This window comes from Arthrobacter sp., from assembly GCF_031179985.1.
Lineage (GTDB): Bacteria > Actinomycetota > Actinomycetes > Actinomycetales > Micrococcaceae > Arthrobacter.
Genome location: NZ_JAPSHJ010000018.1, coordinates 4,025 through 21,744, shown reverse-complemented (window position 1 = coordinate 21,744; position 17,720 = coordinate 4,025). Strand labels below are relative to the sequence as shown.

General features: G+C 62.6%; 20 protein-coding genes. 12 read left to right on the top strand and 8 right to left on the bottom strand.

The features are described 5' to 3' along the window. Positions 1-261 precede the first annotated feature (261 nt). Positions 262-690, top strand: a complete 429-nt coding sequence (locus RIN13_RS10390; RefSeq protein ID WP_309107256.1) for an Hsp20/alpha crystallin family protein — start codon at positions 262-264, stop codon at positions 688-690. 120 nt (positions 691-810) lie between these two features. Beyond that, a complete protein-coding gene (locus RIN13_RS10385; protein WP_309107255.1) occupies positions 811-984 on the top strand; it encodes a hypothetical protein in 174 nt (57 codons plus the stop codon). A gap of 92 nt (positions 985-1,076) precedes the next feature. Here RIN13_RS10385 and RIN13_RS10380 read toward each other — a convergent pair whose 3' ends face one another. From RIN13_RS10380 to RIN13_RS10360, 5 genes are all read right to left on the bottom strand, one after another. After that, entirely contained in the window at positions 1,077-2,789 is a 1,713-nt protein-coding gene (locus RIN13_RS10380; protein WP_309107254.1) for an AbfB domain-containing protein, read from the bottom strand. A 300-nt stretch (positions 2,790-3,089) separates the two neighbouring features. Continuing rightward, the gene (locus tag RIN13_RS10375) at positions 3,090-3,827 is read right to left on the bottom strand and encodes a fumarylacetoacetate hydrolase family protein (protein ID WP_309107253.1); all 738 of its coding nucleotides are present in this window, start codon (positions 3,825-3,827) and stop codon (positions 3,090-3,092) included. Positions 3,828-3,869: 42 nt separating this feature from the next. Continuing rightward, complete coding sequence (locus tag RIN13_RS10370; RefSeq protein ID WP_309107252.1) at positions 3,870-4,106, bottom strand: hypothetical protein; 237 nt, start codon at positions 4,104-4,106, stop codon at positions 3,870-3,872. A gap of 87 nt (positions 4,107-4,193) precedes the next feature. After that, positions 4,194-5,216 (bottom strand): NAD(P)-dependent oxidoreductase, encoded by a 1,023-nt coding sequence (locus tag RIN13_RS10365; protein ID WP_309107251.1) that lies wholly within the window; start codon positions 5,214-5,216, stop codon positions 4,194-4,196. Then, positions 5,216-6,184 carry a cyclase family protein gene (locus RIN13_RS10360; RefSeq protein WP_309107250.1) on the bottom strand — a complete coding sequence of 323 codons (969 nt, stop codon included), beginning with the start codon at positions 6,182-6,184 and terminating at the stop codon, positions 5,216-5,218. Before RIN13_RS10360 ends, RIN13_RS10365 begins: the two co-directional genes overlap by 1 nt. A 177-nt stretch (positions 6,185-6,361) precedes the next feature. Between RIN13_RS10360 and RIN13_RS10355 the strand changes: the two genes are divergently transcribed. The 9 genes from RIN13_RS10355 (at position 6,362) to RIN13_RS20495 (ending at position 15,275) form a co-directional block, all read left to right on the top strand. Continuing rightward, a complete protein-coding gene (locus tag RIN13_RS10355; protein WP_309107249.1) occupies positions 6,362-7,150 on the top strand; it encodes an IclR family transcriptional regulator in 789 nt (262 codons plus the stop codon). A 238-nt stretch (positions 7,151-7,388) separates the two neighbouring features. Then, entirely contained in the window at positions 7,389-8,894 is a 1,506-nt protein-coding gene (locus tag RIN13_RS10350) for a sugar ABC transporter ATP-binding protein (RefSeq protein ID WP_309107248.1), read from the top strand. 7 nt (positions 8,895-8,901) lie between these two features. Then, complete coding sequence (locus tag RIN13_RS10345) at positions 8,902-10,032, top strand: ABC transporter permease (protein WP_309107247.1); 1,131 nt, start codon at positions 8,902-8,904, stop codon at positions 10,030-10,032. Between the two features lie 54 nt (positions 10,033-10,086). Next, positions 10,087-11,235 (top strand): substrate-binding domain-containing protein, encoded by a 1,149-nt coding sequence (locus RIN13_RS10340; protein WP_309107246.1) that lies wholly within the window; start codon positions 10,087-10,089, stop codon positions 11,233-11,235. A 174-nt stretch (positions 11,236-11,409) separates the two neighbouring features. Next, entirely contained in the window at positions 11,410-12,339 is a 930-nt protein-coding gene (locus RIN13_RS10335) for an NAD(P)-dependent oxidoreductase (protein WP_309107316.1), read from the top strand. Continuing rightward, on the top strand, positions 12,336-13,106 hold the full coding sequence (locus tag RIN13_RS10330; protein ID WP_309107245.1) for an SDR family oxidoreductase: 771 nt from the start codon (positions 12,336-12,338) through the stop codon (positions 13,104-13,106). The genes RIN13_RS10335 and RIN13_RS10330 overlap by 4 nt, the downstream gene beginning before the upstream one ends. Beyond that, positions 13,106-14,200 carry an L-idonate 5-dehydrogenase gene (locus RIN13_RS10325; protein WP_309107244.1) on the top strand — a complete coding sequence of 365 codons (1,095 nt, stop codon included), beginning with the start codon at positions 13,106-13,108 and terminating at the stop codon, positions 14,198-14,200. Before RIN13_RS10330 ends, RIN13_RS10325 begins: the two co-directional genes overlap by 1 nt. Beyond that, the gene (locus RIN13_RS10320; RefSeq protein WP_309107243.1) at positions 14,197-14,724 is read left to right on the top strand and encodes a gluconokinase; all 528 of its coding nucleotides are present in this window, start codon (positions 14,197-14,199) and stop codon (positions 14,722-14,724) included. Before RIN13_RS10325 ends, RIN13_RS10320 begins: the two co-directional genes overlap by 4 nt. Before the next feature lie 263 nt (positions 14,725-14,987). Then, positions 14,988-15,275 carry a sugar-binding domain-containing protein gene (locus tag RIN13_RS20495; RefSeq protein WP_375164759.1) on the top strand — a complete coding sequence of 96 codons (288 nt, stop codon included), beginning with the start codon at positions 14,988-14,990 and terminating at the stop codon, positions 15,273-15,275. Here RIN13_RS20495 and RIN13_RS10315 read toward each other — a convergent pair. Together RIN13_RS10315 and RIN13_RS10310 are read right to left on the bottom strand one after the other, a co-directional pair. Then, a complete protein-coding gene (locus tag RIN13_RS10315) occupies positions 15,196-15,444 on the bottom strand; it encodes a hypothetical protein (RefSeq protein ID WP_309107242.1) in 249 nt (82 codons plus the stop codon). The two genes, RIN13_RS20495 and RIN13_RS10315, sit on opposite strands and share 80 nt — an antisense overlap. Before the next feature lie 152 nt (positions 15,445-15,596). Then, positions 15,597-16,469 carry a pentapeptide repeat-containing protein gene (locus RIN13_RS10310; RefSeq protein WP_309107241.1) on the bottom strand — a complete coding sequence of 291 codons (873 nt, stop codon included), beginning with the start codon at positions 16,467-16,469 and terminating at the stop codon, positions 15,597-15,599. 389 nt (positions 16,470-16,858) lie between these two features. Here RIN13_RS10310 and RIN13_RS10305 point away from each other — a divergent pair, with 389 nt between their 5' ends. Further along, positions 16,859-17,185: a hypothetical protein gene (locus RIN13_RS10305; protein ID WP_309107240.1), complete on the top strand. Its 327-nt coding sequence runs from the start codon at positions 16,859-16,861 to the stop codon at positions 17,183-17,185. A gap of 53 nt (positions 17,186-17,238) precedes the next feature. Here RIN13_RS10305 and RIN13_RS10300 read toward each other — a convergent pair whose 3' ends face one another. Next, the gene (locus RIN13_RS10300; protein ID WP_309107239.1) at positions 17,239-17,670 is read right to left on the bottom strand and encodes a hypothetical protein; all 432 of its coding nucleotides are present in this window, start codon (positions 17,668-17,670) and stop codon (positions 17,239-17,241) included. Positions 17,671-17,720: the final 50 nt, after the last annotated feature.

Here is a 17,720-nt window from a genome sequence, read left to right as displayed (position 1 = left end):
GTGCCCAGCAGGTCGTGGCAGCCCAGAATACAAGTCTGGGGCCGGCGGTGATCGAGCCTTCTGAGACCAAGGTTCGACCCCCAGTCGCCGCCGGCCCCGGCCCACATGCCCTGTTTTTCGGGAGGGGCCAACGACTCTTCCGGGAGGGTCACGACGAATGTGGGGGCACAAACCTCTTGCGATTCTGAACTCCAGGTGCTATAAAATCTGTATCAGCGGATATACATCCGGTTTATCTAATTGGATCACAGGAGGTATGCGATGTTGATGCTCAATGACCCGTTCCGCCAGTTCGACAGGCTGGCCCAGCAGGTCCTGGGCACCACGGCCCGCCCGGCTGCGATGCCGATGGATGCCTGGCGTGAAGGGAACGAGTTTGTGGTCGCGCTGGATCTTCCCGGCGTGGATACTGACTCGGTGGACCTGGACGTCGAACGCAATGTCCTGACGATTAAGGCCGAACGCAAGGACCCCGTTGGCGAAGACACCGAGATGTTCGCTTCCGAACGTCCCCGCGGTGTGTTCAGCCGGCAGTTGGTCCTGGGTGAAACGCTGGACACCGAGAACGTCAAGGCCAGTTACGACGGCGGCGTCCTGACCGTGCGGATCCCTGTTGCTGAACAGGCCAAACCCCGCAAGATTGAAATCGAGACCAAGGGCAAGCAGCAGCAGATCAGCGCCAGCCAATAGACCCGGACGGAAATACCGTGGTCCCCGGCCAACAAGGCCGGGGACCACTTCACCCGAAGCTGCAAGGGAGCCAGCAGCATCACCACTTGCCAGTAATACGGTTGTTGATCGGGGAGTCCAATGGACGGAGCAACGATCGCCGGCTACCTCGCCGGATATCTAGCGACCCTCATAGCGGTGTTCCTTTACTTCCTGCCGGGACTGCTGCTTTTTATTGCATTGGTCCTGATCGTTGGCCTACTACGTCTGCTGGCCCAGCCATTCCTTTCCCTGCTTCACAGACTGCACAGGTGAGTTCCGGGCAACCGTGCCATGCAGGCTAACGTCCCGGTCCCTGCTTGCCGAGGCGGGCCGCTCAGTCCACGACGCTCAGTCCACGACTAAGCTCAGTCCACCATCCGATACGTCGCATCGGAACGGTCGAGGTCGTTCGCGATCGTTGTCAGGCTGAGGCCGTAGTTGCTGTGCCTGATGTAGCGGTCCGGATAGTTGTGCGACCGGAACGAGGTCAGGTAGTTGTGCGCCAGCCCCGCCACCGGGAGAAAGGTTGTGTCGGCCTTGAAGACAGCGGAACCGTCATTCCGGACCAGGCTGAATTGGTAGTTCCAGTGACGCAGGAAGTAGCCGGGCATATCGACTGACTCGAACGAGATGCGACCGTCCACCTGACTGGCCAACCCGGGGACTATGCGGAATTGTGAGTCCTTGACCGGCGATGTGGTGGGCTCGAGGCGGACTGTTGAACCGGCGTGGCGAATGTAGCGGTTCGGCACATTGAAGCTTTGCAGCCGGGAGACGCGCCAGCCGGTCTGGGCCGGGTACTGCATAAGGGTGCCAAATCCCAGGGCATCGTACCCTCCGGAGTTGGTACCGTAGTCGCCTCCTCCGCCATCTGGCCGAAGGGATGCAGCGATTTGGCTGACCCAGGGTGTGCTGAGACCTTTGCGGCCGGAGTAGTGTCCCAGAACCTGATCCCAAACCGGTCGGCTCTGCCCGCGTGACCCTGCTCCCGGGACTGTGTGGGTCTGCCAGCCGACGTGGGATGCGGTGCTCGAGGGCCCGGACTGCCATGTGTACGGGGTGAACGGGACGTCATTGCCGAGGTTGTACTTCGCAACGTACTCCGCGGCCTTGAGGAAGCGGTTGTTATCGTGCCCGTAGCAGTCGATGCCCTGGTTCCACGCCATTTCGCAGAAGGCACCCATGAGCCCGATGCCCATAATGGTATGTGCCTGGTCGCGGCCGCTCTCCTGCCACTGGGCCAGGCCCTCGTCCTCATAAACGTACGGCACGGCGTTCGGCAGCGAGCCGTTGCCCGCACCGCTCTGGAAGTACGTGACGGCGCGGTCCACAAGATTGTCGCGGTCCGCGAAGATACCAATGGCCAGGATCGATGCCATGTTGCAAAGGTCCCAGTTGGCCCAGTAGTTCGTGATGACAGCGCCGTTGTGATTCGTGAGGAAGTCCTCGTTCATGGGGTGGAATATGTTGAGGAGCATGTCGCCGAACCGCTCGACCTCGAAGTCCGGGTGGTCCCGCACCAGCTCTGCCGCGTTCGCGAACTGGTAGCCGTAGATGCCCGCGGCCAGGAAGCGGTCCGCGTTACCGGTGACCGTGGTCAGCATCCCGGACCAGGCGTTGAGGATCCGCACGGCAGCCACGCCATGGGCGGCCTCGCCGGAGATCCGCCACCGGAGGGCGTTCTGATACGCGGCGTGTACGTCGGGGAAGAGCTGCCCGTAGTTTGAGCCGTCGCCGCCGCGGATGACCGTCTCCAGCGGACGCGGCTGCCATCCTGAACTGGACCGGCCGTTTGCCACCAGGCGGTTCCAGCCACCCAGCCAGGGCTGGGCACTGCCGGCCACGCGCAACGCTGTCGCCTCGACGTCAGCCAGGGTGTGGACCATACCTGGATGCGCATACTTGGACGGTCCAAGAGAGACTGTCGCGAGCGGAGTGGGGCTGGGCTTGGGCTTCGCCCAGGAGGCGCCGGCCGCACCGGCTGCTACAAGGGGTACAGCAAGTGAGGCACCAGTGATAAAGGACCTGCGTGAAACCGCACTGCCGGATGACCGAAGGTGGCGATAATTCGTCGTCATTGACTTCCGTTCGCTAGGGAATTCCTGAGAAATGAGCCGATCGAACATTGACCGGGACGACAATACCGCCGCCCAGGCAGGGGCCCAAACCCGCGGCTCCTCACGGCAATCCAGCGAGGGAAGGGAACACGGAAGGAGGCATGCGAATGCCGTCTTCCCGAGAAATACACCCGCCCGCAGCGCTGGGGGAGTTGATATGTGAGACCCGAGGGAGCGGGAAATCGTTATCCCGTTCGGGCAATACTCACACGTGCAGGGCTGAGGTTCAAGAGGTCAGGCTGCCTTTTCTTCAGTAAACCCCTATGCCACCGTGTTACTCAGGCTTCCCAAACCTCCGAGACTGATCTCCACGCGGTCACCTGGCTGCACCGCCACGGCCGTGCCCGGCGCGCCTGTCATCACCACGTCACCCGGTTCCAATGTCAGCCACGACGTGACATAGACGAGGCATTCCACCACCGAGGAGGGCAGGTTGAAAGTGCCGGACTTCGCGCGGATTTCCCCATTTACGGCGACGTCGATGCCCACCAGGTCCGGATCAGGCAGCTCGGTTTCGATCCAGGGGCCCAAGGGTGTGTAGTTGACACCGGCCTTCCCCTGGAAGTTCCGCTCATCTACGGCCCCCTGGTCCACATTGGTGACGTCATTGACGCACGTGAACCCCAGAACATGCTCGAGCGCGTTGCCGGCAGTAAGCGAGGTTGCGCTTTTCCCGATGACGACGGCGAGCTCACCTTCGATGTTGACGGTGCCCCTGTGTCGGGCAGCCACAATCACATCCTGCGGGTTGGCCACCGTGTGCACGGACTTGTGCCATGCCTGGATGGGCAAAGGGTGTTCGTTGATGGTCAGGTTATGGGCAATGCCGACGACGACGGCGGGCCGGACGGGGGCCAGGAAAACCGCCTCCGCCTCGGGGGTTGAGCCTCCCGTGAAGCTAAAGGTCTTCGCGAACAGATCGCTCACATGATCCCAGTTGCCATCGCGCTCCACAGCAAACTGGGGCCCGGTGGTCGTCTTTATTCTTGCGAGGCGCAAGGAGTCTCCTTGGTGATATTGGCGGCAACCCACCGTCGTCAGCTATTGCAGGTACTTGAAGACACTCCACGGAGCCCGCACCACAAAAGTGCAAGTGCTGTTGTGACGCGCCCCGAAGGTGGGGCGCCGGTCACCGGACTCCGCGCGGAAGAACGCTGGTTCCCCGCAGGAAAGGCATGTCAGATGCTCACGCCGGGATCTGCGCCAGGATTCTTCCCTGGCCCCGAACTCCGTGGCATCCCAGTCCTTCCCGTCCACCAGACTCATGGCACGTTTCACGTGGCTTCCCTTTCAGATTCACCGGGCTCAGCTTTACGGGGCGCGGGCTACCTGGAGCCCAGGGATGGCCGGCACCTTGGGCCAGGACTAGGTGGCCCGCAGACTCAGCCGCTTCTTGAACGCGGCCGCTTCCAGGACTTCCCGGTTGACCACAAACTGCGGGGTGCGGCCATTGGCCACGTCGACGATTGCGCGCACGCAGCTGCCCCCGTTTCCCAGCGACATCTCGTCGGTCCAGGACAGGCAATGAGGGGACAGTGTTACGTTCGGCAGGCCAATGAGCTCGTTGGCAACGGGCTCCTCTTCGAAGACGTCCAGCCCGGCGCCGGCAATTGTGCCGCTGACCAGCGCCGCAATCAGGTCAGGCTCGTTGATAATGGGACCGCGTGCCATATTAATGACGACGGCGGTTGCTTTCATCCGTTCCAGGATTGCGGCATTAACGATGTGTCGGGTCTGGTCGGAGAGGACTGCCATCACAACAAGTGCGTCACAACATTCGGCCACGTCCGCCAGCTCCATAAGTTCGACGCCGAGCGCGGCGGCGCGCTCCGGCGGACAAAAAGGATCGTACCCGACGCAACGCACTCCAAACGGCTGGAGCAGGCGGATCAGTTCCCCGCCGGTGTTGCCGACGCCCAGGAGGCCGATGGTCTTCCCTGACAAGCCCGTCCCCATGAACCCCTCACGCAGATCCCAACGCTGTTCCCGGACCAGGCGGTCCTTGGTCACGGTGTGGTGCATCACGGAGAGCAGCATGGACAAGGTGGCGGTGGCAACCGGTCCGCGGGCGCCGTCGGGAGTAATGGTTGCCACGGTTCCGGCGGAGGTGCAGGCGTTGAGGTCGACGGCGTCGAATCCGACACCGAACCGTGCCAGGATCAGCGGGGGATTGGCAACCCCGGCGAAGGAATCCGCCGTCACGGCCGGGGCAGCGTAAAGGATTGCGTCGTACTGCTCCATCTGGGCCGGCGTCAGTGCTGCCGCCCGATCCTGCATGTACTCCCAGTCCAGGCCTGCGTCGTCCAGTCCGGCGAGGCCGATATCGCCCCAGACGTTCTTTCCGGAGGGGCCAAGGAAATCAGGGGAAATGCCTACGGTGAATGCCATTAGAAGACCGCCAAAGGGTTAACGGGCGAACCGGTGCCGCGGGGGATATTGAGGGGAGCCACCACGAACATGAAGCGGTAGCGGTCCTCCTCGGCGCAGGCCGCGCCGAGAGCTTCGAGATCGAGGTTGTCCAGGAGAGGCAGCCCCATGGCGGTGATCGCCAGGATGTGGATGGGGGAGTGAATACCGGGGGTGGGGGAGGGCCGCACGTCGGAATCGCCGTCGCCGCCGAGAACACTGATCCCGCGTTCGGCCAGCAGTGGCATGCAGTCAACGTGAAGGCCTGCGCTCAGGTCCGAGGAGTCCCAGATTCCCAGTTCGCTTGCACGCCGGAAGTGTCCGGTGCGGATCAGGACGGCATCGCCGGCTGTGATTTTCACTCCAAGCTTTGCTTCCGCCTCCAGGATGTCGGCTGCACGGATCGCTGTACCGGGCTCGAGCCACGGCACGTCAAACAGGACAGCGAAATCCAACAGCACGGCGGCAGTAACGAGCGAGCCGAGTGCGCTGACGGAGCCGAAGTCAGCTCCCGTGGCGGTTACCACGTCCTTGGAGGTCTGCCCTTCATAGAGCAGGCCTTTGTAGGCGATATGGCTCAGCGCGTCCAGGTGGCTGACAGCCTTGCCGTGATAGTCGACGCCGATGAAGTCTTTATTGCAGGATGGTTCCGGAGCCTCACGGACACCGAGATCCGTCATGTAGTGGAGGGCCGGGTTGGCGTTGGAGGGCCCGCTTATGGTGTTCCAGGGCAATGCAGTAGGAACCACCCGCCCGCTCCGGACCAGGGAGGCCGCATCCACCACGGAGGCAGGAGTTACGGTTTGCCAGGCCCCCGCGGACGGATCGCTGTACGTGCCCCAGGTCTTTACCTCTTCGAAGACCTCCTCGAAGCGGGTTTGATCAACTACCGGCCCGTTATTGGCTGGCTCTCGATAGAGTGAGGTTGCCCTGATGTCTTCCGCGCACACGGTGTACTCCTTGAAATTTAGGGACCGTCCTGGAATCCGGTCTGTTGCCTCCGACAGAAGGCCAGACGGCCACATGAGATGCCACCGGTCCTGCGAAGGAGACGGGAGGGGTGACTCGGCAATGATAAGCCAATATACTGGCCGAAAGTCAATATCTTGGACTAGGGGAAGCGCAACATGACGACAGAGACTACTGCAGGCACACAAAGCTCCGTGCCTGCCATTACGCGGGCAATGGCCATCCTTGACCTCATCGCCGAGGCAGGACAGGCCGGTGTCAGCGTGCCGGAGATTGCGAAGTCGATGGATCTGGCCAAGTCCTCCACGGCCAACATCGTTGCGGCCCTTGAGGGTGAAGGCATGCTGCGGCGCTCGGATGGCAGGTTCACGCTGGGCCGGCGCATCCTGTCCCTGGCCGGGGACTACCTCCGCTCAGCGGACCAACTCTCCGAGTTCTATGCGCTCTGCCGCCGCTCCAAGCTCATCTCCCGGGAGGCCGCGCGCCTGGCATTGCTGGACGGAACCGATGTCCTGTACCTGGCCCGCTATGAAGGAACCAACCCCATCAGGCTGACGGCAAACATCGGCGACCGCTATCCTGCCCACGTCACGGCGACAGGAAAAGCCGTGCTCTCCACCCTTCCTGACGCCGTTGTTGAGGACCGCTACCGCGGCAAGTCCTTTGTCGCCTTCACCCCCAAGTCGTTGACAAGTGTCCCGGAACTGCTGGCTGAACTGCAGGCATCCCGGCGTCGCGGCTACTTCATGGACGACGAAGAGACCACTGTTGGCGTGGTCTGCTTCTCAGTCCCCGTGGTGGACATCCCGGGGAAACCTGCCCAGTTCGCCATCAGCGCCACGCTCCTCAAGGCGCGGGCCGACGAGCTGAAGCATGAGGACATTGTGGGCGAGCTGCAGCAGATTGCCCGGGCCCTTGCCAACCCGCTCAGTTCACATTCCCTCTAGCCCGCCATACTCCCTCCAGCGCTTACCCCAACTGCAGCAGTTCGCTGCCGCCGTTAGCGTAAGCGTGCCCTGATGTACGGGCCTTTCCTTCGCTCGAAGCCCCCTTGTGGAAGACACGTAGCAACCAAGCGCTCATGAATGCTTGACCAATATGTTGGTCTTAGTACAGGATATTGGTCAGCGGGTCATTGATGACCACCCAGAAATTTATGCAGCACTGGGGCTGCAAGGAGCGAACATGGGACTCAACCCTCCCGCGATGCCGCTGATTCACATTGAAGAATTGTCCAAGCGGTTCGGAGTGAACGCAGCTCTACAGGACGTCACCCTCACCCTGGAAGCAGGCAGCATTCATGCACTGCTAGGCCAGAACGGGGCCGGCAAGTCCACCATCATCAAGATTCTTTCAGGGCTCTACACGCCCACCAGCGGCCGCATCACGGTAGCCGGGCACGCCCTCGGAACCCCCGAAGCCACCGCCAACATGGCCTTCATCCATCAGGACCTCGGCTTGGTGGACTCCATGACAATTGCGGAGAACATCGCCCTGAGCACCGGGTTTGGCCGTTCCGGCGGCTTCATCTCCTGGCGGCAGGTACGTGACGACGCCGCCGAGGCCCTTCAGACAGTGGCGTCCCACCTGGAACCTGACCGCCATGTCTCCGAATTGAGCCGGGCGGACAAGTCGCTGGTGGCAATCGCCCGGGCTCTCGCTTCCAACGCCTCGGTGATCGTCCTGGACGAGCCAACCGCAAGCCTTCCCGCAGCAGATTCCCGCCGGCTCTTCGACGTGCTGGAAAACTTGCGGAGCCAGGGCCACGGGTTGCTCTACGTCAGCCACCGGCTCGATGAAGTGTTCGCCATTTCAGATACCGTCACAGTCCTGCGTGACGGCCGCCTGATCCACAGCGGACCCATTTCCCAGAAGTCTCCGGGCGAACTAATCGTGGATATTGTTGGCCGGAAGCCTGTCAGCTACACCTCCGGGAGCGGTGTTCAGCAGGACGTTGAACGGCTGGAAGTACAGGAGCTGACCACCTCGCAGACGCAAGCTGTCTCCTTTACAGTCCACGGCGGCGAAGTCGTCGGCATGGTGGGACTGACCGGTGCAGGGCATATGGAACTCGGGAGGGCATTGGCCGGGGCGTGCAGGATCACCTCGGGGAGGGTGAAGCTCGATTCCAAGGACTACCAGCCGCGGACGCCGGCGGAAGCCGTTGACTCCGGCGTCGGCTTCGTCACCAGCAACAGGATGGAAGAGGGCTGCGCCCCGGAGCTGACGCTCCGTGAAAACTTCCTGCCCAACCCCGCCATCCGCTCCAAGAACCCTTTTACCTGGACCAGCCCAAAGACCGAACGGAAGCTGGCCGGAGAACTCGTTGAACGGTACGGGGTCAGGCCGGCACTCACCGAGGTGGCCATCGCCACGCTTTCGGGCGGCAACCAGCAGAAGATCATGATCGGGCGCTGGTTGAGCACGCGGCGAAAGCTCATCATCCTCGAGGAACCGACCGCTGGGGTGGACGTTGGTGCCAAGGCGGACATCTACACCCTGCTGGAGGAGTCGCTGGCGGACGGGCTCGCCGTCCTGATGATCTCCACAGACTTCGAAGAAGTCGCCAGCGTCTGCCATCGGGCACTCGTTTTTGTCCAGGGAACAGTCACAGCCGAGTTGTCCGGCGCCGACCTGTCCATTGCAAACCTCACCGCGGCGGCCTCCGGTGCTGCTCTGACTTCGGAGTAATCCTCACATGAACCAGCTAAAGACAAACCGCCACCGCGGCGGTGCCGCCCACCTCCTGGGACCCTACGGACTCGTAGTCATCCTGGTAGTCCTGTTCGCGGTGTTTGCCCTGATCCTGCCCCAAACATTCCTGTCGGGCCGGAACTTCAACGCCATCCTCAGCAACCAGGCCATCCCGGCCCTGCTGGCACTCGGGGCCATGATCCCCATCGCCACCGGTAAGTTCGATCTGTCCATCGGCTATGGCCTGGGGCTCTCCCACGTGATCGTCCTCAAGCTCATCGTCGACGGCAATATGCCGTGGGGTCTGGCAGCACTCGTAGCCATCGGGGTGATGGCGTTGGTGGGTGTCCTCAACGGGGTGCTGGTCGAGTTCGGCCAGATCGACTCCTTCGTAGCGACCCTCGGAACCGGAACGGTGCTCTATGCCATCACCGGAGCCATCACTAACGGTGCACGCGTTGTACCGGGCGATGGCGGACTGCCGGTTTCCTTCAAGGATCTCTATGATTCCAAGATTGCCGGGGTGCCCATCGTCGCCGTGTACCTGCTGGTGGTCGCCGTGATCCTGTGGATTCTGTTTGAACGCCTGCCCCTGGGACGATACTTCTACGTGCTTGGGTCCAACCCCCGGGCTGCTGCGCTGATCGGCATCCCCACCAAGCGGTATTCCATCTACGCTTTCGCCTTCTCCGCGGTGGTCACGGGAGTGGCCGGTGTGCTCCTCGCTTCACAGCAGCAGATCGGCAACCCCAGTGTGGGCATGGATTACCTGCTGCCTGCCTTTGTGGGAGCACTGCTGGGTGCAACCGCCATCAAACCCGGGCGCGCGAATGTCATCGGCACGCTGGTTGCGGTCATCACCCTGGCCATTGGCCTCGCCGGGATTTCCCAGCTCGGAGCCCAGTTCTGGGTCACGCCGCTGTTCAACGGCGTCACTTTGCTCATCGCCGTCGGCCTGGCCGGTTACTCTGCCCGCCGCAAACTCCGTGCCGGTGCCGTGGCCGCCCCTCCGCCCACCCTTCCCGGAGCTGGCGACGACGGGTCCCCGGCTCCCGCCGGCCCCTACACAACCGCCGCACTGGAGCCCAAACCGGCTCCCTCCGCGGCACCCGCCCCCGCGACTACCTCTCTCTGACACCTCTTAGCAAGAACCATCTCAGGCACTTCCCACTGACTGAAAGGCTTCACCATGTCCAACTCTGCTCCCCGACTGCTGCTTGCGGCGGGTGCCATCATGGCCCTGGGGCTCACCGCCTGCACCAGCGGCTCCTCTGAATCCGCTGCTGCCGGTGCAACCGCAGCTTCGGCGGAAAGCGGCTGCACCGACGTCGTCGCCTCCGCCAAGAAAGCCATCGACGCCGCCAGCAAGTCGGATGCCGCCTGGGACGGCCCCACCACCGGCCCCAAGGCCGTCGACGGGAAGACCCTCGTATACGTTGCCCAGTCCATGACCAACCCCGGCGTCGCCGGAGTTGCCAAGGGCCTGCAGGAAGCCGCCGCCGCCATCGGCTGGAACGTCAAGGTCATCGACGGGCTCGGAACACCCGCCGGGATCCAGAGCGCGTTCAGCCAGGCCCTCACCACCAAGCCCGACGGCATCGTCATTGGCGGTTTTGATCCCAAGACCACCGCCGCCCAGGTTGCCGAGGCCAACGCCGCCAAAATCCCGCTGGCCGCCTGGCAGGCTCTTTCCACCCCCGGCCCCAGCACCGACCCGCTGCTCTTCACCAACATCACCACCAAGGTTGAGGACGTTGCCAAGATCAGCGCCGACTTTGTCATCGCCAAATCGAACGGCAATGCCGGCGTCGTGATTTTCACTGACTCCTCCATCCCCTTTGCTGAAGGGAAATCGCAGATGATCAAGAAGGAACTGGAAACGTGCCCGGGGATCAAGGTCCTGGAATACGACAACGTTCCGCTCTCCGATGTGAGCGCACGGATGCCGCAGGAAGTCTCCTCCCTTCTGAGCAAGCACAACGAAGCCTGGACCTACTCCGTGGCCATCAACGACGTCTACTACGAGAACGCGGCAGCAGCCCTGCGTGCCGGCGGCGTGAAGGCCGACGGCGCTCCCTTCAACGTCGGGGCGGGCGACGGCGACTCCTCCGCCCTCCAGCGCATTAAGGCCGGCGAATACCAGACAGCCACCGTTCCCTCCCCCCTGAAGTCCGAGGGATGGCAGATTGTGGATGAGCTGAACAGGGCATTCAACAACCAGCCCGCCAGCGGCTACGTTCCGCAGATCCACGTCTCCACCAAGGAAAACACCACAGCAACGGATGCGTGGGATCCGGTAGGTTACCAGGATGCCTACCTCAAGATCTGGGGCAAGTAGTCCCGGGCAAGTCCCCGGAACGTAAGCGTTACAAGCAAATACGGGTCTCGGCCCGGGAACCAAGGTTGGAAATTGAACTACGATAACAACCCGCAGGCCCCTGGCCCGGCGAAGAGCAAGGTCACCTCGGTGACCGGTACGGCACGCTGTGCCGGCTTCGTCGGGCTGGGGTTGATGGGTGCCCCCATGGCGGCGAACCTCCTCAAGGCCGGCTGGACCGTCACCGCCTGGAACCGTTCCACAGCCGCGGTCGATGACTTCGTGCTGCTGGGCGGAGCCAGCGCTGCCAGTGTGGCGGAACTCCGCGACCAGCCGGTAATCATCTTCATGCTTCCGGACCTGTCCTTCATCGAGGAGGCGGCGTCGGGGCTCCTGGATGAATGGAGGTTGGCGCCACCTGAACCAGGAACGCTGGTGGTGGTCATGAGCAGCGTGTCGCCAGTGGGCGTGCAGGCCTTCGGCCTTGCTGTGGCCCAAGCGAGCGCCGGGAACGCCACCGTGCTCGATGCTCCGGTGAGCGGCGGCACAGAAGGGGCGCAACGTGGGAACCTGGCCATTATGGCAGGCGGTTCCGAGGAAAACTTTGCTCGGCTGGCGCCTGTATTCGAGGCCATGGGAACCACTGTGAGGCGGCTCGGCGAACTCGGGGCCGGATCCCTCGCAAAGGCATGCAACCAGCTGATTGTGGGAACCACGACGGCGGCCCTCGCCGAGGCTGCCGAACTCGCGGAACGCTCGGGTATGGACGTCGGGGCGCTCTTCGAGGTGCTGTCAGGTGGGCTGGCCGCAAGCCGGGTCCTGGAATTCGTCGGGCCCCGGCTTGCAGCCAAGGACTACGCACCCACGGGACCGGCCAAGTTCATGCACAAGGACCTGTCGTTTGTGCTGGAGAGTGCCGCCGCCGTGGACGCCGTCGTACCCATGGCGTCCGCCGGCGTCGAACTCTACGCAAAACTTAAGGCGCAGGGCCTGGGCGACCTCGACCTCGCCGTAGTACGGCAGACTATTGCAAACATCAGCACCTCCGCCGCCACCAGCACAGCCGGAACCGGCACCACTAGCACTGCCGGCGTTATCGATACTGTTCAGGAGACAACACCATGAGTTCACTTTTTGACCTGACCGGGCGCACTGCCCTGGTGACGGGATCAAGCCGGGGGATCGGTAACGCACTGGCCCGTGCCCTGGCCGATGCCGGCGCCACCGTGGTGCTGAACGGTATCAATGAGGAGCGGCTCAAGGCTGCCGAGGCCGCCATGGCCGCCGATTTTGCCCCCGGCCGGATCCACAGCTGTTCCTTCGACGTCACGAAGGACACCGAAGCGGCACGCGGCGTGACCTGGGTGGAAGAGAACGTGGGTCCGCTCGAAATCCTGGTCAACAATGCCGGGATCCAGCACCGCGTGGCCATGCTCGACCTCGACGTCAAGGACTGGGAGCGTGTCATCACTACTGACCTCACCAGCGCCTTCCTCGTGGGCCGCGAAGCTGCGCGCTTTATGATCCCCCGTGGCCGCGGCAAGATCATCAACATCTGCTCGGTCCAGACCGACCTGGCGCGCCCCACCATCGCCCCTTACATCGCGGCCAAGGGCGGGCTGCGGAACCTCACCCGTGCCATGACGGCGGAGTGGGCGGCTTCAGGGCTGCAGATCAACGGCATCGCTCCGGGCTACATCCATACCGAGATGACCCAGAACCTGGTGGACGATGAACAGTTCAACTCCTGGATCCTGGGCAGGACTCCGGCCCACCGCTGGGGCACCGTGCAGGACCTCGCCGGCCCGGCAGTGTGGCTGGCCTCTGACGGTTCAAACTTCGTCAACGGCCAGACCATCTTCATCGACGGCGGAATGACGGTGGTGGTCTGATGCCCATCTTGACCGAACTTCCCGAAACGGGTCCCGCCGTCGTCGCACACGCCGCCGGCGACCTCCGGATCGAAAACATCCCCCTCGCATCACCACAACCGGATCAGGCTGTCGTCGAAATAGCTTATGGCGGCATCTGCGGCTCGGACCTGCACTACTGGTTACATGGTGCAGCCGGGGAGTCGGTCCTCAAGGCACCGATGGTGCTGGGACACGAAATCGTGGGCGTGGTGGTCCGCGCTGCAGCAGACGGAACAGGTCCAGCAGAGGGCTCCGCTGTTGCTGTGCACCCGGCGACGCCGGGACCGGGCATAGGTCCCGGCGTCGTCAGGTACCCGGAGGACCGGCCCAACCTCTCACCGGGTTGCACCTACCTCGGCAGCGCCGCACGGTTCCCACACACGGACGGTGCGTTCAGCCGCTACGCCAACCTGCCTTCCCGGATGCTGCGGGTCCTTCCCTCGGGGCTGGATCTCAAAACGGCGTCCCTGGTGGAACCAGCCAGCGTGGCCTGGCACGCCGTGTCCCGGGCCGGCGATGTCAGCGGCAAGACTGCCCTGGTGATTGGCAGCGGTCCCATCGGAGCGTTGGTAGTGGCCGTGCTCAAGCGTGCTGGCGCAGCCCGGATCGTGGCCGTGGATATGCACCGCAAACCCCTCGAGATCGCTCAGGCAGTCGGGGCTGATGAAGTGCTGGAGGCCGGAGATGCTGAGGCGATCGCGGCCGTGGAGGCCGACGTCGTTATTGAATCCTCAGGCAGCCACCACGGCCTCGCCTCCGCCATCAAGGGCACTATCCGTGGCGGGAGAGTGGTGATGGTTGGCCTGCTGCCGTCCGGGCCCCAGCCGGTGCTGATTTCCCTGGCCATCACGCGGGAGCTTGAACTGCTGGGATCGTTCAGGTTCAATGACGAGATCGACGACGTCATTGCCGCATTGGCCGACGGGTCCCTGTTTGTGGACCCCGTCATCACCCACGTCTTCCCGCTGGAGCAAGGCCTTGAAGCATTCGAGACTGCGAAGAACTCGGCCGAGTCGGGCAAAGTGCTGCTGAGTTTCGCATCGGATTACTCAGCCGGCGAGGGGGCCTCGTGACCGTCATCCGTCCGGTGGTGGTTATGGGGGTTTCCGGCAGCGGCAAAAGCGTCCTGGGACAGGCCCTGGGGCAGAGCCTGGGGATCCCCTTTATCGATGCAGACGACCTCCATCCCGCATCCAATAAGGCGTTGATGGCCGCCGGCACCCCGCTCACCGATGAGGACAGGATTCCCTGGCTGAAAGTGGTGGCGGCGACTATTGCGAAGGGAGTCAACGAGGGCCATCCGAGTGTTGTCGCCTGCTCAGCGCTCAAACGCTCCTACCGTGATCTGTTGCGGAGCCAGGTGCCGGATCTGCTCCTGATCTACATAGACGGCGCAGCGGAAATCATCGCCCGCAGGCTTGAAACGCGGGAGCACGAGTTTATGCCCGCAACCCTTTTGGCTTCCCAACTCGCCACGCTTGAACCGCCTCAGGCCGACGAGGCCCACCTCCGGGTTCCGGCCGAACTGACGGTGGAGGAGGCCGTGGAGCTGATCCGCAACACCCTGGATTTATCCCCGGCGACTCCGCCGCGCTGACACCGGCCGGCTGAGCTGGCAGTGGGCCGGGTGGAGGAGGACCTTCACGACGGGCTCCTGGAACGGGTGGCCCGCCGCTACTTCATGGGATGGCATGCTGCAGAACGATATTGCCGCCGTCGAGCACCTGCCGCGACCCAGTGTGTCGCGCCTCCTGGCGGAGGCGGGCGCACGAGGCGTAGTCCAGTTCCGGGTTGACCCTCCAGTGGACCTGGTCAGCGAATTGGAAACGGAATTACGACGGCGGACCGGGCTGCCGGTGTGTGGTGGCTACAAACAAATCCGAGGCGCTGTACGGGACTTCGAGCAGGCTTCCGGCAGCTTATGTCTACAAATCCGGTACGGCCAGGGACGCCGCAGTGCACTCGGAGCTGGTCCAGGATTCCCTGCGTCTCGGTCCGCAATGTGATGTGGCACTGGTGGGAATTGGATCCATGCAGCGGTTCGACGGCACGGGCGTTTACAGCCCTGTCACCGTGCAGCAGCTTCAGATTCTTGCAGCCCAGGGTGCAGTCGGCCATTTGTGCGGGCAGACCTTCCCTTCTTGGTGATAGCGGCAAGGACGTGCGAAAACGTGGTGCCGAGCCCGGCCAGGCTGAGCAGGAGGGCAAAGAACAGCGCCTGACAGAGAAACAGCAGGAATGCGACGCCGAGAGTCCCGGCGAACGTGAGGTGCAGCGGGAGCGTGGCCGGATCAAAGAACATAGTCACTGCTGCCATGTAGCGTTCGATTAAAAGTAGTCATTTCCCTGTATCCCCCAATGTAGTGCTGACCGCAATGTATACAGTGCTGCACGACGGGCTAATATTCCCGTGCACCACGTATGTTTCCGGCACCAAGGCCATGGGTTACAAAGAGCGAGGGATTTTCCTCATTCGTTCTCCCAATGTGATGGCATCGTCAGATCCGAGGACAGAAGTGTCGCCGAGCTGCCTCTTGCGGCATTGAGCTGCGGTTGCGTCACGTACAGGGCCTTTGACAGATCAGCGCCTTCAAGCCGCGCATCCCTCAAGTCCGCGCCGAGCAGGTCCACCCCTGCCAGGTCACTGCCGCGCAGATCAGCCGCAATGAGGTAGGCCCCTCTGAGATCCGCCCCGCACAACCGCCGGGATTTGAGATTCCTGCCCATCAGATCCGCTCCGGCTTTTAGCTCGGACCCCAGATGATCATCCCCGGCCGCGAAGTAGGAAGCCCGCACTTCTTCACTGGCCTCAATCAACAACGCCCTCACCTGGGAGTGAAGCTCCTGAAGATCCAGTGAGAAGAGCGCGGATAGCTCGCCGCTGACCGCGTGGTCGATCGTTTTCCCCAACTGGCCGGCACGAGCTGTTAAGTCGGGATCGAAGGTTCGTGATTGGGCTTCGGCCAGATACCAGAGCATTTCATGCAGCTGGCGGGCGGCTTTGAAGGCTGAAAACATCCCGTCTTTGGTCTCAGGACGTTCAAGCCAGCTCTTCCCGGCGAAGAACCCCTGCGACACGTTTTGGCCGGCCCCAAAGCAGTCAAAGACCGTGCAGCCTCTGAATCCCCTGGGACGAAGGCGGTCATGAATCGTGCAGGAGAAGTCCGTCGCCAGGTTTTGGCACGGTGAGCCGGCCGCTTTGTCCACTGCAAAATCGGCGGAACGGGAGAATCCGAAGGCTGTACAGCAAAGGGCAAAGCAGTTGGCGCAGTCAGGGCGCAGGGATTGCCGATCGAGTGCAGATGAAGAAGGCTCGCGGGAGTTTCCAAGTGTTGTGTTCATGTGATCTTCCAGTGGTGAGTTCGGTGTTGGGCCAGTCAGCAAGGGGACTCGAATGGAGTTCCCCCAGCAGGGCGCACGGAATCATCGCTCCTCCAAGGAGCGAACTGGAATCCCTAGATGGATTCTGGGTCACAGAGAAAAATGAAATAACACTGCCATCAGAATAGCTGAGGAGCTCGCTGGGCTGATGCTTGGCATTCCGTAGCGGATGATCTCCCCGGCATTCTTAATCTGACCTGGTCTCCAGTGGCCTGAATTCAATTGGGCGGAGTGAACCTTGCACTTTCCTTAGTGACCACTGAGCCGGGAGATTCCGGCGCCTCGTTGACGTGGCAGCTGCCCCCACGGATACTTGCGGGATGCACCGTCCAAAGCGAAGAGTGGCTTGGGTGGCTTCTGCCGCCGCTGTCGGTCTGGCGGTAGTTCTGACACTGGTCGGACTAAGGCTGTGGCAGGTGCACGAGCAGACGTGGGACTGGACTCTGTGGCCCAAGGAAGTCCCGTCCAAAGTCCAATACGCGGAGCGGGATTTCAACTGCGGACAGAATCCGGCGCCTCGCGAGCGCAGCCTGGAGGGGCTTGAAGTACGAGGAAAGACCGCCGGTGGAGCCGACATCTATGCAGCTGAACCCGTGGCTGGATCCACCGTGGTGACGTTTATTGCAATCAAAACCGCTGACGGCGTGTTCACATGCGGTCTTAGTGGCGGCCCATAGGGCCCGCTCCCCATAGGGAAGCGGCCCACAGCGGGCACAACCATTGAGTTAGGTCAGGACACCGCAAGCAACAGCAGCGAAGCAATGGTCGCCGTCACGCAGCCCATGATGGTGACACCCAGGGTCCACGTCTTCAGCATGACCTGTTCACTGATACCGAAGTAGCGGGAGAGAACCCAGAAACCGGCGTCGTTGAAGTTGGACAGGCACATGCCGCCAGCTGATACCCCCACCGCCAGCAGTGCATGCTGGCTCGGGTTCAGGCTGGTTGTGTCGAACGCCTTGGCGAGCAGGACGGCCACAAAGGTGACTGCCGCCGTCGTCGTTCCCAGAGTTGCCCGCAGGATGGCGGCGAGCACAAAGCCGAACAGCACCAGCGGAAGGTGGATCTCCGCCAGGGTGTCCAAATAGAGGAAGGCGATGCCCACTCCCGGAATCATGGCGAGCAGCCCGTACATGATCAGGAGCCCGAAGTTTACGGTCAATCAATCCGCCGGAACCTGAACATCCGTTCCAATCCCCGCTGAATTGGGCA

Excerpts from the sequence above, each read along its gene's own strand:
- RIN13_RS10390 (WP_309107256.1), top strand. The coding sequence starts at position 262 with ATGTTGATGCTCAATGACCCGTTCCGCCAGTTCGACAGGCTGGCCCAG.
- RIN13_RS10385 (WP_309107255.1), top strand. The coding sequence starts at position 811 with ATGGACGGAGCAACGATCGCCGGCTACCTCGCCGGATATCTAGCGACC.
- RIN13_RS10380 (WP_309107254.1), bottom strand. The coding sequence starts at position 2,789 with ATGACGACGAATTATCGCCACCTTCGGTCATCCGGCAGTGCGGTTTCA.
- RIN13_RS10365 (WP_309107251.1), bottom strand. The coding sequence starts at position 5,216 with ATGGCATTCACCGTAGGCATTTCCCCTGATTTCCTTGGCCCCTCCGGA.
- RIN13_RS10355 (WP_309107249.1), top strand. The coding sequence starts at position 6,362 with ATGACGACAGAGACTACTGCAGGCACACAAAGCTCCGTGCCTGCCATT.
- RIN13_RS10350 (WP_309107248.1), top strand. The coding sequence starts at position 7,389 with ATGGGACTCAACCCTCCCGCGATGCCGCTGATTCACATTGAAGAATTG.
- RIN13_RS10345 (WP_309107247.1), top strand. The coding sequence starts at position 8,902 with ATGAACCAGCTAAAGACAAACCGCCACCGCGGCGGTGCCGCCCACCTC.
- RIN13_RS10340 (WP_309107246.1), top strand. The coding sequence starts at position 10,087 with ATGTCCAACTCTGCTCCCCGACTGCTGCTTGCGGCGGGTGCCATCATG.
- RIN13_RS10335 (WP_309107316.1), top strand. The coding sequence starts at position 11,410 with ATGGGTGCCCCCATGGCGGCGAACCTCCTCAAGGCCGGCTGGACCGTC.
- RIN13_RS10330 (WP_309107245.1), top strand. The coding sequence starts at position 12,336 with ATGAGTTCACTTTTTGACCTGACCGGGCGCACTGCCCTGGTGACGGGA.
- RIN13_RS10325 (WP_309107244.1), top strand. The coding sequence starts at position 13,106 with ATGCCCATCTTGACCGAACTTCCCGAAACGGGTCCCGCCGTCGTCGCA.
- RIN13_RS10315 (WP_309107242.1), bottom strand. The coding sequence starts at position 15,444 with ATGGCAGCAGTGACTATGTTCTTTGATCCGGCCACGCTCCCGCTGCAC.
- RIN13_RS10310 (WP_309107241.1), bottom strand. The coding sequence starts at position 16,469 with ATGAACACAACACTTGGAAACTCCCGCGAGCCTTCTTCATCTGCACTC.